At 41.1% G+C, this 12,790-nt stretch carries 16 protein-coding genes; 2 read left to right on the top strand and 14 right to left on the bottom strand.

From position 1 onward, the window contains the following. Window positions 1-6 precede the first annotated feature (6 nt). From VA249_RS01005 to VA249_RS00960, 10 genes are all read right to left on the bottom strand, one after another. On the bottom strand, window positions 7-1,104 hold the full coding sequence (locus VA249_RS01005; protein WP_221068517.1) for a DegT/DnrJ/EryC1/StrS family aminotransferase: 1,098 nt from the start codon (window positions 1,102-1,104) through the stop codon (window positions 7-9). Beyond that, the gene (locus tag VA249_RS01000; RefSeq protein ID WP_225927093.1) at window positions 1,101-2,450 is read right to left on the bottom strand and encodes an ANL family adenylate-forming protein; all 1,350 of its coding nucleotides are present in this window, start codon (window positions 2,448-2,450) and stop codon (window positions 1,101-1,103) included. Before VA249_RS01000 ends, VA249_RS01005 begins: the two co-directional genes overlap by 4 nt. Then, window positions 2,450-3,151 carry an SDR family NAD(P)-dependent oxidoreductase gene (locus VA249_RS00995; protein ID WP_211915554.1) on the bottom strand — a complete coding sequence of 234 codons (702 nt, stop codon included), beginning with the start codon at window positions 3,149-3,151 and terminating at the stop codon, window positions 2,450-2,452. Before VA249_RS00995 ends, VA249_RS01000 begins: the two co-directional genes overlap by 1 nt. Before the next feature lie 10 nt (window positions 3,152-3,161). Then, window positions 3,162-3,449, bottom strand: a complete 288-nt coding sequence (locus tag VA249_RS00990; protein ID WP_128811926.1) for a hypothetical protein — start codon at window positions 3,447-3,449, stop codon at window positions 3,162-3,164. Window positions 3,450-3,457: 8 nt separating this feature from the next. Then, window positions 3,458-4,000 carry a GNAT family N-acetyltransferase gene (locus VA249_RS00985; protein WP_221068516.1) on the bottom strand — a complete coding sequence of 181 codons (543 nt, stop codon included), beginning with the start codon at window positions 3,998-4,000 and terminating at the stop codon, window positions 3,458-3,460. Continuing rightward, the gene (locus VA249_RS00980; RefSeq protein WP_221068515.1) at window positions 3,991-4,386 is read right to left on the bottom strand and encodes a sugar 3,4-ketoisomerase; all 396 of its coding nucleotides are present in this window, start codon (window positions 4,384-4,386) and stop codon (window positions 3,991-3,993) included. Before VA249_RS00980 ends, VA249_RS00985 begins: the two co-directional genes overlap by 10 nt. Further along, complete coding sequence (rfbA, locus tag VA249_RS00975; RefSeq protein ID WP_221068514.1) at window positions 4,387-5,253, bottom strand: glucose-1-phosphate thymidylyltransferase RfbA; 867 nt, start codon at window positions 5,251-5,253, stop codon at window positions 4,387-4,389. Then, a complete protein-coding gene (gene rfbB / locus VA249_RS00970; RefSeq protein ID WP_221068513.1) occupies window positions 5,253-6,317 on the bottom strand; it encodes a dTDP-glucose 4,6-dehydratase in 1,065 nt (354 codons plus the stop codon). The genes rfbA and rfbB overlap by 1 nt, the downstream gene beginning before the upstream one ends. A gap of 172 nt (window positions 6,318-6,489) precedes the next feature. Further along, window positions 6,490-7,221 carry a 3-deoxy-D-manno-octulosonic acid kinase gene (locus tag VA249_RS00965; RefSeq protein ID WP_221068512.1) on the bottom strand — a complete coding sequence of 244 codons (732 nt, stop codon included), beginning with the start codon at window positions 7,219-7,221 and terminating at the stop codon, window positions 6,490-6,492. A gap of 21 nt (window positions 7,222-7,242) precedes the next feature. Then, window positions 7,243-7,650 carry a diacylglycerol kinase gene (locus VA249_RS00960; RefSeq protein WP_221068511.1) on the bottom strand — a complete coding sequence of 136 codons (408 nt, stop codon included), beginning with the start codon at window positions 7,648-7,650 and terminating at the stop codon, window positions 7,243-7,245. Between the two features lie 105 nt (window positions 7,651-7,755). Here VA249_RS00960 and VA249_RS00955 point away from each other — a divergent pair, with 105 nt between their 5' ends. Both VA249_RS00955 and VA249_RS00950 read left to right on the top strand, forming a co-directional pair. Further along, window positions 7,756-8,811 carry a glycosyltransferase family 9 protein gene (locus tag VA249_RS00955; RefSeq protein WP_221068510.1) on the top strand — a complete coding sequence of 352 codons (1,056 nt, stop codon included), beginning with the start codon at window positions 7,756-7,758 and terminating at the stop codon, window positions 8,809-8,811. A gap of 37 nt (window positions 8,812-8,848) precedes the next feature. Next, the gene (locus VA249_RS00950) at window positions 8,849-9,616 is read left to right on the top strand and encodes a glycosyltransferase family 2 protein (RefSeq protein WP_221068509.1); all 768 of its coding nucleotides are present in this window, start codon (window positions 8,849-8,851) and stop codon (window positions 9,614-9,616) included. A gap of 77 nt (window positions 9,617-9,693) precedes the next feature. Here the strand turns inward: VA249_RS00950 and VA249_RS00945 are convergent, their stop codons facing one another. The 4 genes from VA249_RS00945 to mutM are packed head-to-tail and all read right to left on the bottom strand — an operon-like array spanning window position 9,694 to window position 12,698. Further along, window positions 9,694-10,635 carry a glycosyl transferase family 90 gene (locus VA249_RS00945; RefSeq protein WP_221068508.1) on the bottom strand — a complete coding sequence of 314 codons (942 nt, stop codon included), beginning with the start codon at window positions 10,633-10,635 and terminating at the stop codon, window positions 9,694-9,696. Then, window positions 10,622-11,104, bottom strand: coding sequence for a pantetheine-phosphate adenylyltransferase (gene coaD, locus VA249_RS00940; protein ID WP_221068507.1), 483 nt, complete (start codon window positions 11,102-11,104; stop codon window positions 10,622-10,624). The genes VA249_RS00945 and coaD overlap by 14 nt, the downstream gene beginning before the upstream one ends. Before the next feature lie 9 nt (window positions 11,105-11,113). Next, a complete protein-coding gene (locus tag VA249_RS00935) occupies window positions 11,114-11,866 on the bottom strand; it encodes a glycosyltransferase family 25 protein (RefSeq protein WP_099079210.1) in 753 nt (250 codons plus the stop codon). 22 nt (window positions 11,867-11,888) lie between these two features. Continuing rightward, window positions 11,889-12,698: a bifunctional DNA-formamidopyrimidine glycosylase/DNA-(apurinic or apyrimidinic site) lyase gene (gene mutM / locus VA249_RS00930; protein ID WP_221068506.1), complete on the bottom strand. Its 810-nt coding sequence runs from the start codon at window positions 12,696-12,698 to the stop codon at window positions 11,889-11,891. Window positions 12,699-12,790 lie beyond the last annotated feature (92 nt).

Here is a 12,790-nt window from a genome sequence, read left to right as displayed (position 1 = left end):
CTACACCTAATAACAGTTAATAATTTCCACGATTTTTTTAGCATCTTCTAGTGATAATGTTGGTCCCATAGGTAAACTGATCACTTCTCTATGGATTGTCTCTGTTATTGGAAGATTAAGATCTGTATAAGATTCGTAAGCCTCTTGCTTATGCGGTGGTGTTGGATAATGGACTAGGGTCTGAACTCCTTGCTTTACTAAGTATTCTGAAAAATCCAATCGATTTTTACAACGAACTACAAACAAGTGCCATACGTGAGCATCAGAATTAAAACACTTAGGTAAAGTAATCTTAGGATTAGAAATCCCCTCCAAATAAACACTTGAAAGTTTTCTTCGGTGTTCTGTTTCAGAGTCCAAATAGTTTAGTTTTACACTGAGCATTGCAGCTTGAATTTCATCTAGCCTAGAGTTCACTCCTTGATATTTATTTTCATATTTTTTGTGGGAGCCATAATTTCTTAATGCAACAAGTGCTTGATATAATGTATCGTCATTGGTTGTAATAGCACCCGCATCACCTAACGCACCAAGGTTTTTGCCAGGATAGAAACTAAAACCAGCAGCATCCCCCCAATTACCCGCTTTCTTACCACCAGTCATTGCACCATGTGCTTGAGCACAATCTTCCAATACTAGTAAATTGTACTCTTTTGCGATTTGCATAATTTCTGACATTGGTGAAATCAGTCCATATAGATGAACGGGCAAAACGGCTTTTGTTCTTGGGGTGATTGCAGCCTCAATACCCTCTTTCGTTAGGTTGTAAGTCTCAATATCTGGCTCAACTAACACTGGCACTAACTTGTTTTCTGTGATGGCTAGAATGCTTGCGATGTAAGTATTTGCAGGAACGATAACTTCATCGCCTTCTGAAAGCTTGCCTAACTCTTTCCAAGCACGAAGAACTAAGATGAGTGCATCCAAACCATTTGCAACACCAACTGCATATTTAGTTCCACAATAATCAGCAAACTTAGACTCAAACTGTTCTAGTTCGTTGCCCATAATGTACCAGCCAGAATCGATTACTCGTGCACAGGCTTCTTTCAGTTCATTTTCATACGCAGCATTGATAGCTTTCAAATCTAAAAACTTGATCACTTGATATTCACTCTAATTTTTTTAAAACGTTCACCGACACCCGCATCATCCGTAAAGTTAATTTTCGTCGGTACTTTATAGATATCTAACTGAGCTCTACAGCACTTACGGATTTGTTTTTTCAACTCTTTTAGATCTGTACCTGCACTAGGTGTAACATTAGCTACAACGGTTTGCCCTGTAATTGCATTCGCTGCCGCATAAACCACACAATCCTCGATACCATCAATACCAAGTAGTACTGACTCTACCTCACTCGGCAACACTTTTTCACCGCCGACATTAATGACTTCTTTTGCTCGACCGATAATTTTTAAGTAACCATCTTCCGACTGCTCGACCAAATCACCTGTTTGGAACCAGCCATCTTCAGAAAAGCTACTCATATCATGGTTCAAATAACCCATTATTTGCGTTTTACTGCGCAACCAAAGTTCATTGTTGACGATCTTGTACTCTTGATTTGGGTCATCAAACTTAATTTCTAGACTGCTTGAAGAGCGGCTAGACGTTTGAGCAATTCCTGTTTCGCTCGTACCAAATGTTTGGAGCAATTTAACTCGTGGTAAGGTTGCTTTCAAACGCAGCAACAAACTTTCAGGCATCGCTTCAGTGCCATATGTCACCATTCTTAGAGACTTAAGGTCGTAATGCTGATGTACATTGGCAATGAGCATCATATTTAAAAATGTTGGTGAGGCTGGAAGCAAATTAACTTTCTCACGCTCGATCAACATCGCGACATGTTCTGGCTCTCTCTTTTCTGGGATAACAATTTTAGCGCCCATCGAAAGAGAGTTGAGTAACGTATTTAACCCTCCAATGTGGTCAAACATCAGAAATACCATAATAGACAATGATTTCGGTCGTTTATCTACATAAGTAGCCAGCAATACATCTAAATTATGGATCATTGCTTTAGGCTCACCAGTACTGCCGCTGCTAAAGAGAACTAAGCCCGACTGCTCGCGAAGTATCAAATCCAGTATCAATTGATGACGATTAGCTGTATCTTGCTCAAACTGCTCAAAAGCAATGCCTGTTGACTTACGTAAGTTAATTACTACGTCAGGCTTTATCACAGCAATTCGTTTATCAACTTCTTCTTGGTTTTCACTCACAATCGGGACAATGATGCACTTCTTCTTCACTAGAGCAAAAAATAAAGAAATAGCATCAAATGAATAATCACTAACAATGCAAACGACTTGGCTTTGAGTAATTTGTTTTAGGTCATCCCCAAAGCGCTTAATATTCTGATTAAGATCACTGTAACTGTGTTGTTCAGAGTTGAAGCTTAAGGCGACTTCATCAGAATAACCTGACAGCTTATCTAAATATTCCATTATTTGAACACCCCTCCCAAGTAGATCACCTGACCAGTAATAAATTCACTTCTTGGTGAGATGAAAAAATCAACGACATTAATGACATCGTCTTCTTTCCCAAGTCGTTTGATTGCTTGGCTTTCAATAAGCTCTTCAATCTTCTTTTTTGGCACGGCTTTGATCAAGTCTGTTGGTACTGGGGTTGGACCAACAGCATTAACTCGAATACCGTAAGGAGACAGCTCCTTAGCTGATATTTTTGTCAATGATTCTACTGCCGCTTTACTTGCTGCGTAGATCGCCTCACCCTCAAGATCTAATGGTACAGCGACCGTTGAATAATTAACGATAGACCCCGATTTTTGTTTCATCATTAATTTTGCTATTTCTCTAGAAAACAAAAAGGTACCAAACACATTGGTTGCCATCACCTTCTCAGCACTACTCAAAGGCGTTGTCAGAAAATGGTTCATCGCTGCCATGCCTGCGTTGTTCACCAATACATCAACAGTACGAAATTGCTTTCTCACACTTCTCACCATGGAAACAACCGCCTTTTCATCGGTTACATCCAATTCAAAATGATGGTAACGCTCATGTTCAACGCTGCTTTCCTGACGGCTACAACCAATGACGGTATGCCCCTGTGCCAGATAATGCTCTGCTAATGCTTTACCCAGACCTTTTCTAGAACCTGTAATAACAATATTCAACGGCATAATTTAGTTTCTACTCTTCTACCAACTGTGCAATATACTTCGCCAGCGTTTCAACATTTCGGAAAGGAGAGGTCACTTGACTCATAGCCTTTTCATCTGCCAACGTGACATCAACGTCAAAATCATCACTAATCTTCTCTTCAAGTTCAGTGATCAAGAATACGATACCCACACTGTCTAGAACGCCGCTTGCACCAAACAGTTTTGTTTTTTCATGAGCTTCAACTAAAGCCTCATTATCTTCATCCTCACCCATTTCATGCAGAGTGGACAAAACTAGCTCAATATACTTTTCCATATCACTATCTACCTTAATATACGATAAAACTTTTCTTTACATTTATTATAATCTGTAACTGACAACTCTAATACGGTATCGAATTCACTGACTTCTATTACTTTACATCCCATTTTTTTATGTATGGAAAGCACTTTTTTATTGTCATTTCTAACATCTATATGAGTAATTTCGAAATTCAACACATCAAAGGCCAAATAATAGAGGTTTAACATCGACTCCAATGCAGTTTTAATGGGTGCGTTAGGCAGTATCATCCAACTTCCCCACCTAAAAATATTTTCATCAAAATCATAGAGTCGGACCGTTCCCAACGCATCATTATTATTTCTTATGATAAAATAATATTCTTGACCTTTCTGTTCTCTTTCAAGGTATTTTAAAAGCCATTCTTTCTGAGCATCAACATCATTTTCTACGTGGGATACGTATGCATTCAAAGTAACGTTAGCTCTTAACGCATTTATAAATGCAGCATCATTTGGTCTGGCCAGCTCTAGTCTTGTGTTAGGGAAAGGTAATGTGGTTAAACTTTCATGACTCAAATACATGATAAAAATTCCCCATAATCTCGAATATAGTCACTTTCGTCATAAGCATCACTAGCAAGAACCATCAACACACAGTCCTCGGAAAAATTACTCATTTCATGCCATTGCATAATATTTATGACCAATCCTTTTGTTGGAGAGTCTAGTGTGACGGTTTGTTTTAACTGACCATCATCCATCAAAATATCACACTGCCCATTAATACAAACCGCGACTTGAACCAAGTCTCGATGAGCATGAAAGCCTCTTGGTAAGTCTGGTTGTAATCCATATAGGTAATAAACTCGCTTGATATCAAAAGGAATATTACGATTACCTTCTAACGCAACAAGATTGCCACGATGATCACCAATTTCTTTAAAATCAATCCACTGAATTAAGCTCATTTACTCTTCCACCAATTCTAGTAAGTAACGGCCATACTCATTTTTTGCGAGAGCCAAACCTGCATTTTTTAACTGCTCATTGGTCAACCAACCATTACGCCATGCGATCTCTTCCAGACATGCAACTTTCAAGCCTTGAACATTCTCAATGGTCTGAACAAATGAAGATGCTTCATGCAGACTCTCGTGTGTACCTGTATCTAACCAAGCAAAACCTCGACCTAGTAGCTGAACATTGAGGTTGCCTTTTTCGAGGTACATCTGATTCAAAGAGGAGATTTCTAATTCTCCTCGCTCTGATGGCTGCACTTGTTTTGCCAATTTAACGACTTGATTATCATAAAAATACAAGCCTGTAACCGCGTAGTTAGACTTAGGCACCGTTGGTTTTTCTTCAATCGAGATTGCATGCATATCAGCATCAAATTCTACTACGCCAAAACGCTCTGGGTCTTTAACTTGATAACCAAACACGGTGGCGCCTTGGTTCATATTCGCGGCTTGCTGTAATATTGGTGTGAATCCCTGCCCATAAAAGATATTGTCTCCAAGTACTAAACAAACCGAATCGTCACCAATGAATTCTTCACCAATAATAAAAGCTTGTGCTAAGCCATCTGGGCTAGGTTGAATGGCATACTCCAACTCAATACCAAAATCAGAGCCATCACCTAACAAACGTTGGAAGCTATCTTGGTCTTCAGGCGTCGTAATGATAAGGATCTCTCGAATACCCGCCAGCATAAGTACCGACAGCGGGTAGTAGATCATTGGCTTATCGTAAACGGGCAATAACTGCTTCGATACGCCTCGTGTGATCGGGTAGAGACGAGTGCCTGAACCACCAGCAAGAATAATACCTTTCATTATTCATCTGCTCCGAGTCTTTCTAAACTGTATGAACCATCCAAAACACGTTGCCACCATTGTTGGTTGTTTAAGTACCATTCAACCGTTTTTCTAATGCCACTTTCAAACGTTTCTTCTGGCGTCCAGTTAAGCTCTTGAGCAATCTTTGTTGCATCAATGGCATAGCGAACATCATGACCTGGCCTGTCTTTCACATAGGTAATCAAAGATTCGTATGAGTTGACACCTGCAGGTTTGTTCGGTCGAAACTCTTCAAGTAACGAACAGATCGTTTTCACTACCTCAATGTTCGCTTTTTCGTTGTGGCCACCAATGTTGTAAGTTTCACCGATTTCACCCTCAGTCGCGACTTTATATAGCGCGCGGGCATGATCTTCAACGAACAACCAATCTCGGATTTGCATACCATCGCCATAAACAGGCAACGGTTTGCCATCTAACGCATTAAGGATCATCAGAGGGATTAACTTCTCTGGGAAATGGTAAGGCCCATAGTTATTCGAACAATTGGTAACAACGGTTGGTAATCCGTAAGTTCGCAGCCAAGCTCGAACTAAATGATCGCTAGATGCTTTTGAAGCGGAATAAGGGCTGCTTGGTGCATAGGATGTCGTTTCAGTAAAGAGATCATCCGTACCCTCTAAATCTCCGTAGACCTCGTCTGTCGAGATATGATGGAAACGAAAAGCAGATTTACCGACCTCATCCAGTGTTAACCAGTATTGGCGAGCCGCTTCTAACAAATGATAGGTACCCATCACATTGGTTTCAATAAAAGCGGCTGGGCCATCAATCGAGCGATCAACGTGCGATTCAGCAGCCAAATGCATGACAGCATCAGGTTTATGCTCAGCAAAAACGCGATCTAGCTCGTTGCGATCACAGATGTCAACGTGTTCGAAGCGGTAGCGACTGTTGCTCGATACCTCAATTAATGACTCTAAGTTACCAGCGTAAGTCAACTTATCTAAGTTAATAACGGTATCTTGTGTATCACGAATGATGTGCCTAATGACTGCAGAGCCAATAAAGCCAGCACCGCCTGTTACTAGTATTTTCATTTAGGACGCTACCTGAAGAAGTTAAAGTCATGCTTTTAAAAATAGGCACAACATTTTAATTAATTATAGTTAAGAGTACGTTGATTCTGAGCCTTTCAAACGGTGACGCATGTAACGACTGTTCCAAAAGTACGAGTCCACATTACCTTACAGCACCTTACTGCTGATGGTATTACTCGTAAGCACCTTTTAGACTCACAAAATCTTTTTCACACCAATGAATTTTTCTCTTTTGAAGTTCTTTCAAAAACGAACGCTCAAGCCTATCGAGGTTATGTTTTTTCCAATCACCAGAAGTCTCTTGGCGGCACTTATCAAAATCGATGATCCAAACTTTACCTTGGGCATCAATTAGAATGTTATGGATGTTTAAATCCGTATGATTAACGTTCGCCTGATGCATCTTGGCAATCTCTTGCCCTATTTTCTGATACATAGCACTTGGCAATGGTTTTTCTTGCAAGATACTGACCAAGTCTCTGGCATTGGGGATCCGTTCGCTCAACAAATCCGCTTGGTATGTTAACCCTGACTTAACGGCTCTTGCTGCAATTGGTCGCGGTACATTAACACCAGCATCAATTAGACGTTGAAGTAAACGGAACTCTTGCGCACTGCGTGTTTGTTCCCATCCAGCAAACCAATAGTGATCGTTCACGAGTTTGCCAAACAAGCCACCTCGACGATAATGACGCAGCGCCGCCTGCATGCCATCAATTTGCATACTCTCGACTTGCATACTCTCGAGTTGCACAAACCACGTGGTTCCTCGCCCCTTAGCGCTCCCCACGACTCGGTTTTGAGATTGCCAATAATTGGCATCAAAAATCGCCAGTGTTGGGTCACTAATCAATTCATCGTCAAACCAAATGACGCTATTATCAGCTTGATAAATTTTAATCACATTGATCCTCAACGTCTTGACTTAACGCAGGTAAACACCACCAAGAATATACAACCAGGTAAACGCAGCGAAACCTAAGGCCACCATAACGGCTGCAGAACCGATATCTTTAGCTCGCCCGCTGAGTTCGTGATGCTCAGTGCTAATTCTATCAACAACCGCTTCTATCGCCGAGTTGATAAGTTCCACAATCAATACCAAAACCACAGCCCCAAGCATCAAAATTCGCTCAACGATAGTCACATCGAAAAAACACACTAAGCCAATCGCAATTGCTAGCAACACCAGTTCTTGCCTAATTGCCGCTTCATGTTTAAATGCCGCTTTTAACCCTTTCCAAGAATAACCTGTGGCCTTAATGATTCGTGTTAAACCGGTATTACCTGGCTTACCTGAAGTTTGAGAATGATGTGATTGCGTCTTTGACATTGCGAATATGCCCGTTACTGCTAAGTATAGAAGCGATGTATTTTACATTTATTGGGGATGTCTGCATAATTTAGCTGCATCTATTTACTCGATCAGACTATAACTATGCTCACTTCTTCCCCATCTTCGCTCTGTATATTGCGCTTATCTGCCATTGGTGATGTTTGTAACACCATCGCTACTGTGCAGGCGATCCAAAAACAATGGCCTGAGGCTCACATTACGTGGATCACAGGAAAGCTAGAGGCTCAGTTACTCAAAGCTATTGACGGCGTCGAAGTCATTGTCTTTGATAAAAAAGCTGGCTTAAACGGCTACAAGGCATTATGGAAGCAATTGAAAGGTCGTGAGTTTGACGCCTTGTTACACATGCAATATGCCATTCGAGCAAGCTTGGCCACATTAGGCATCAAAGCTAAATACAAACTTGGTTTTTCCTCTGATCGCAGCCAAGATTTTCAAACGTTGTTTACCAATGTCAAAGTGCCCTCACCAACATCATTGCACGTTGCTGATGGCTTAATGGCATTTGCACATCAAATTGGGGTCCCTAAGTCTGAGCTGACTTGGTCACTTTCCTATTCAGAGCAAGACAAAACGTGGGCAACGCAAGAGATCGATACCAACAAACCTAACTTACTGATTGTTCCAGGCGCAAGCAAAGCATACAAAAACTGGAATGCAGATGGCTACGTTGACGCCATCAATCACGCGCGTGAAAAAGGGTGGAATGTCATCCTTGCAGGCAGTCCAGCGAAAGTAGAAGTCGACTTAGCCGATGACATTCAGAGCAAGCTCAGCAAGCCCTGCTTAAACTTGGTTGGAAAGAGCTCAATCTTGCAGATGTTAGCCCTCATCGATGAGGTGGAAATGGTGATTGCACCAGATACTGGCCCAGCACACATGGCCAGTGCGATGAATACACCGATTATTGGTTTATATGCGCACCATAACCCTGTCCGCGTGGGCCCATATCACTATTTAAAGTATGCGGTATCGGTATACGAAGAAGCGATTTTTGCTGAAACAGGCAAAACAAGCCAAGAGTTAAATTGGCGCACGCGAGCCAAAGATGAGAAAGCAATGGATCGCATTTCGAGTGAAAGCGTCATCAGCATGTTTGATCGCGTCGTAGAAGACTTGTATCCACAATACCAATAAACCTTATCCGTACAGATTGCCTAAAAAGGAAAACACCTTGTCTAAACCCACTTTAGCCGTTGCCTTAATCGTAAAAAATGAAGAGAAGCACCTCAAAGCTTGCTTAGATACCGTAAAAGATTGGGTCGATGAAATTGTTATTTTGGACTCAGGTAGTACTGACCGCACCGAAGAGATTGCACGTCAGTACACAGACAAGTTTTATACCAACCTAAACTGGCCGGGGTTTGGTAAGCAGCGCCAACTGGCTCAAAACTATGTGGCATCGGATTTTGTACTTTGGTTAGATGCGGATGAGCAGGTCACTCCCGAATTAAAAGAGAGCATCTTAAAAGCGATATCAGAAGATGCGCCAAATACCTTGTATAAGGTAAATCGTCTTAGCGCAGCCTTTGGTAAGTTTATTTACCATTCGGGTTGGTCTCCAGATTGGATTGTCCGTTTATATCGTACTCGTTACACGCAATACAATGATGCTCTCGTGCATGAAAAAGTAGAAGATAAAGGCTTTGAAACCAAAAAGCTTGATGGGCGTTTACATCACCATACCTATGAAAACTTGCATCACTGTGTAGAAAAAAACACAAAATATGCAAAAGCATGGGCTGATCAACGTGAAGGAAAGAAAAGTGTCAACATGGCAGATGTCATCATTCACTCGTTAGGTGCTTTTTTAAGAGTCTATATCTTTAAGAAAGGTTTTCTAGATGGAAAGTACGGATTGATTTTAGCTGGCTTAAGTTCATATTACACTTTCATAAAATACGCCGACTTATACATTAGGAATAGCACTAAGATTAAATAAAAAGGTGGTATTCATATACCCAAGTTCAAAAAGAACTTGGGTATAGCTCATTGTTTTACAAGAATCAATTCATCTGATTACTTTTCGCACTGATTAGATAAAGTAAAGTACTTATCCGCCACCATGAGAGAGATTAAGCGTTCACGCTTATCATTTTTAAATTGCTCAACCCATTGGTGTGCATTTCTAATAATGGCTAATGCCTCTGCTTCGTTCTCTAGATAATAGTTCATCTTTTCAGGCAAATCTGAATAGTCATCATTCACTTCCACATAATGAACGCCCGCTTGAAGTTTCCCCTCCATAAACCATGTTTCATATTTTGGTTTGGACATGATAACCAGCGAGTTTGAAGACATTGCCCACTTCAAGTTAGTTGCAACATCATTACCTTCAATACACAGTAAAAATTTGTACTGAAGTTGCTCCTCAATACTCATAAAGCCTTTTTCCCAAGGCTGTCCCTCAACAGGACGAGTCTGACCAATGTTGCATTGCGGATGATCGTAAAAAGCATGAATCACTTTAGTGCGGTGCGGTTGAAAACCAACGCCACGCCATACCACCATGTCTTTCTTGTCTTGATAACGAACGGGATCATCAATAAATTTAAAATGACGGATCTGATTAAGCTTTAAAACAACGGAGTTTTGGTTTTGTCCCGCTATTGGTCGACTCTTAATAAAACTTGGCACATTGGGTATGTGGGTAACATCACCATTAATATAGTTAAAAGCGAAGCGAGAGGGAAAGTAACGCATCACTTGGCGTATATCAAAAAAGTAAGTCCACCCTTTTGTCTTTTTAAACCCGCTGATTGTCGCGTAGCTTTGTTCGTTACTGTCCACCTGAAACGGAGCGGTACATTTATTGTAGTAATTCACTCGATCTAGACAGTTCGCTCTTTCAGATTCCGTCAGTGTCGACAGCAACCGCTTAGCTTGTGCTCTATAGATAAAACGAGGAATTAGAAGAGATGAAGCATTAGAGAAATAATACGGGAATTTACTGTCTTTCATTCACTTTTATCTCAATAGCGTTGGCCACTGCATCCGGGACAAATTGCTTAATATCCCCCCCATGAATTGCCACTTCACGAACAATCGTTGAAGAAAGAAATGCAAACTCTTCTTCCGGTGTTAAAAATACGCTTTCAAGGCCTGGCAGTAACTTCCGATACATATTGGTTAGACCAAACTCATATTCAAAATCAACGGTCGTTCTCAACCCTCGAATCAAGACATTGGCTTTTTCCGCTCTCGCAAAATCAACTAATAATCCAGAAAAACCTTTTACGGTTACGCCGGGAAGATGAGCAACCACCTCTTCCATCAGTGCCACTCGCTCTTCCAATGTGAACATCGTATTTTTTGATGGACTCGCTGCGACGCCGATAACCACTTCATCAAACATTTCATGAGTGCGTTCAATCAAATTTAGGTGCCCGTTAGTCACTGGGTCAAAGGTTCCTGGATATATCACTTTCATTCGTTTTACTCAGTGTTTTTTTACATTTTCAAAGCTGGCTAAGCGCTTTTTGCTCAGATTAGTCACGACATAGCGTTGGTAAGAGTCTCTAAAAAAAGAGGTGATCGAGGTAAAAGCACTTTGCTTTCTAGAGCTTAGGTCGCTATCAAAAGTGCCATTCTTACTTCCTTGATAAACGACAGGAGGATCCATCCAAAATGTATTATATTCTAATACATCTCGCATCTGGGTTTGGAATACATCGCTAGGCATACCCGTTCTATTTTCCTCAAAGAATTGAACAAACTTTCTAGCAACATCAAGGTGTATGATATAGCCACCCGTTCGTTTAGTATGGGATGCTAAATAGCATAATTTTCCTTTTTCTTTGATTTTCAAAGGAACAGAACGGTTACTATGCTCGATATTGACAATAAAGTTCACTTCATCACGCATTTCACATTCGACGAGTTTTAACTTATCTACAGCATCACTTGCCAGAAAAGCATCGTCCTCTAGGACAAGAGCTACCTCTATATTCCTTTTAACGATTTCCTCATAAACCAATATATGTTTATACGCGCAAGAAAGCTCAGGTAAGTTGTCATTTCCTTTGAAATACTTCGTTTTCACTTCTGGCGTGAGATCTTTGATATCGCCACGCAGCATATATTCGAAGTGAACAATCCCTCTCTCAGGAAGGTGCTTATCAATATGTTGTCTACGTTCTTCGTAGCCTTCACTAACATGAATAACAAATACGTGATCTAGAAAACTGGTCATTAGAGCTATATCTCAAAGAAGGTTAATGCTGACACAAAGGACAAAGAAAAGTATTTCTTTGCCCAATTTTTAGGGTTTCAATAATCGTACCACACTCTGGACAAGGTTCGCCTGCTTTACCATAAACTTGAAGTTCTTGAGCAAAGTACCCCGGCTTTCCATCCGCTTGAGAAAAATCTTTAAGTGTGGTTCCACCTTGCTGAATCGCGATCTCTAGCGTTGCTTTAATATTCTCTACAAGCAACTGCCACTCTTTTATTGATAACTTACCTGCTGGCCGCGTCGGGTGAATGCGTGATTTGAACAGAGACTCATTGGCGTAAATGTTCCCGACTCCGACGACAACTTTATTGTCCATAATGAACTGCTTAATCGCGACACGCTTACCTTTGGCTTTCTCCACTACATAGTCCGCGTTGAACTCTTCGGTCAAAGGCTCTGGTCCCATATGTTCCAGAACCTCATGTGACTCGTTTGGCGCGCACCAAAGCCATGCCCCAAAGCGGCGCGGATCGTTGTAACGTAGCACTTTGCCATTGGTCAGTTTGAGATCCACATGATCGTGCTTAGCCGCCGGAAACTCTGCGTCTAAAATTCGCAATGACCCTGACATACCCAAATGAACAATCGCCGTTCCTTTGTCCGTTTCAATCAATAAATACTTTGCCCGACGAGAAATATTCCGGACGACCTGCCCCTCAAGTTGTTTCAGCTCTTGAGGAATATCCCAGCGCAGCTTCGGAGTTCGAAACACGAAAGCCTTGATCGTTTGACCAATTAAATGTGGGCTGATCCCCATTCTACTGACTTCTACTTCTGGTAATTCTGGCATGAGCATCTCCTTAACTGCATTGAGGTAAGCATTTCACTTAATGAAAAAATGGGGAAACCAAAATAGTTTAAGCCATAAGCCATAAGCCATAA

This window comes from Vibrio alfacsensis, from assembly GCF_019670485.1.
In the GTDB taxonomy this organism is placed as follows: domain Bacteria; phylum Pseudomonadota; class Gammaproteobacteria; order Enterobacterales; family Vibrionaceae; genus Vibrio; species Vibrio alfacsensis.
This window is presented reverse-complemented; position numbering and strand designations above follow the sequence as displayed.

What these genes read in the sequence shown, in the direction of transcription:
- VA249_RS01000 (WP_225927093.1), bottom strand. Translation starts at nt 2,450, where the DNA reads ATGGAATATTTAGATAAGCTGTCAGGTTATTCTGATGAAGTCGCCTTA.
- VA249_RS00995 (WP_211915554.1), bottom strand. Translation starts at nt 3,151, where the DNA reads ATGCCGTTGAATATTGTTATTACAGGTTCTAGAAAAGGTCTGGGTAAA.
- VA249_RS00990 (WP_128811926.1), bottom strand. Translation starts at nt 3,449, where the DNA reads ATGGAAAAGTATATTGAGCTAGTTTTGTCCACTCTGCATGAAATGGGT.
- VA249_RS00985 (WP_221068516.1), bottom strand. Translation starts at nt 4,000, where the DNA reads ATGTATTTGAGTCATGAAAGTTTAACCACATTACCTTTCCCTAACACA.
- VA249_RS00980 (WP_221068515.1), bottom strand. Translation starts at nt 4,386, where the DNA reads ATGAGCTTAATTCAGTGGATTGATTTTAAAGAAATTGGTGATCATCGT.
- rfbA (WP_221068514.1), bottom strand. Translation starts at nt 5,253, where the DNA reads ATGAAAGGTATTATTCTTGCTGGTGGTTCAGGCACTCGTCTCTACCCG.
- rfbB (WP_221068513.1), bottom strand. Translation starts at nt 6,317, where the DNA reads ATGAAAATACTAGTAACAGGCGGTGCTGGCTTTATTGGCTCTGCAGTC.
- VA249_RS00960 (WP_221068511.1), bottom strand. Translation starts at nt 7,650, where the DNA reads ATGTCAAAGACGCAATCACATCATTCTCAAACTTCAGGTAAGCCAGGT.
- VA249_RS00955 (WP_221068510.1), top strand. Translation starts at nt 7,756, where the DNA reads ATGCTCACTTCTTCCCCATCTTCGCTCTGTATATTGCGCTTATCTGCC.
- VA249_RS00945 (WP_221068508.1), bottom strand. Translation starts at nt 10,635, where the DNA reads ATGAAAGACAGTAAATTCCCGTATTATTTCTCTAATGCTTCATCTCTT.
- coaD (WP_221068507.1), bottom strand. Translation starts at nt 11,104, where the DNA reads ATGAAAGTGATATATCCAGGAACCTTTGACCCAGTGACTAACGGGCAC.
- VA249_RS00935 (WP_099079210.1), bottom strand. Translation starts at nt 11,866, where the DNA reads ATGACCAGTTTTCTAGATCACGTATTTGTTATTCATGTTAGTGAAGGC.
- mutM (WP_221068506.1), bottom strand. Translation starts at nt 12,698, where the DNA reads ATGCCAGAATTACCAGAAGTAGAAGTCAGTAGAATGGGGATCAGCCCA.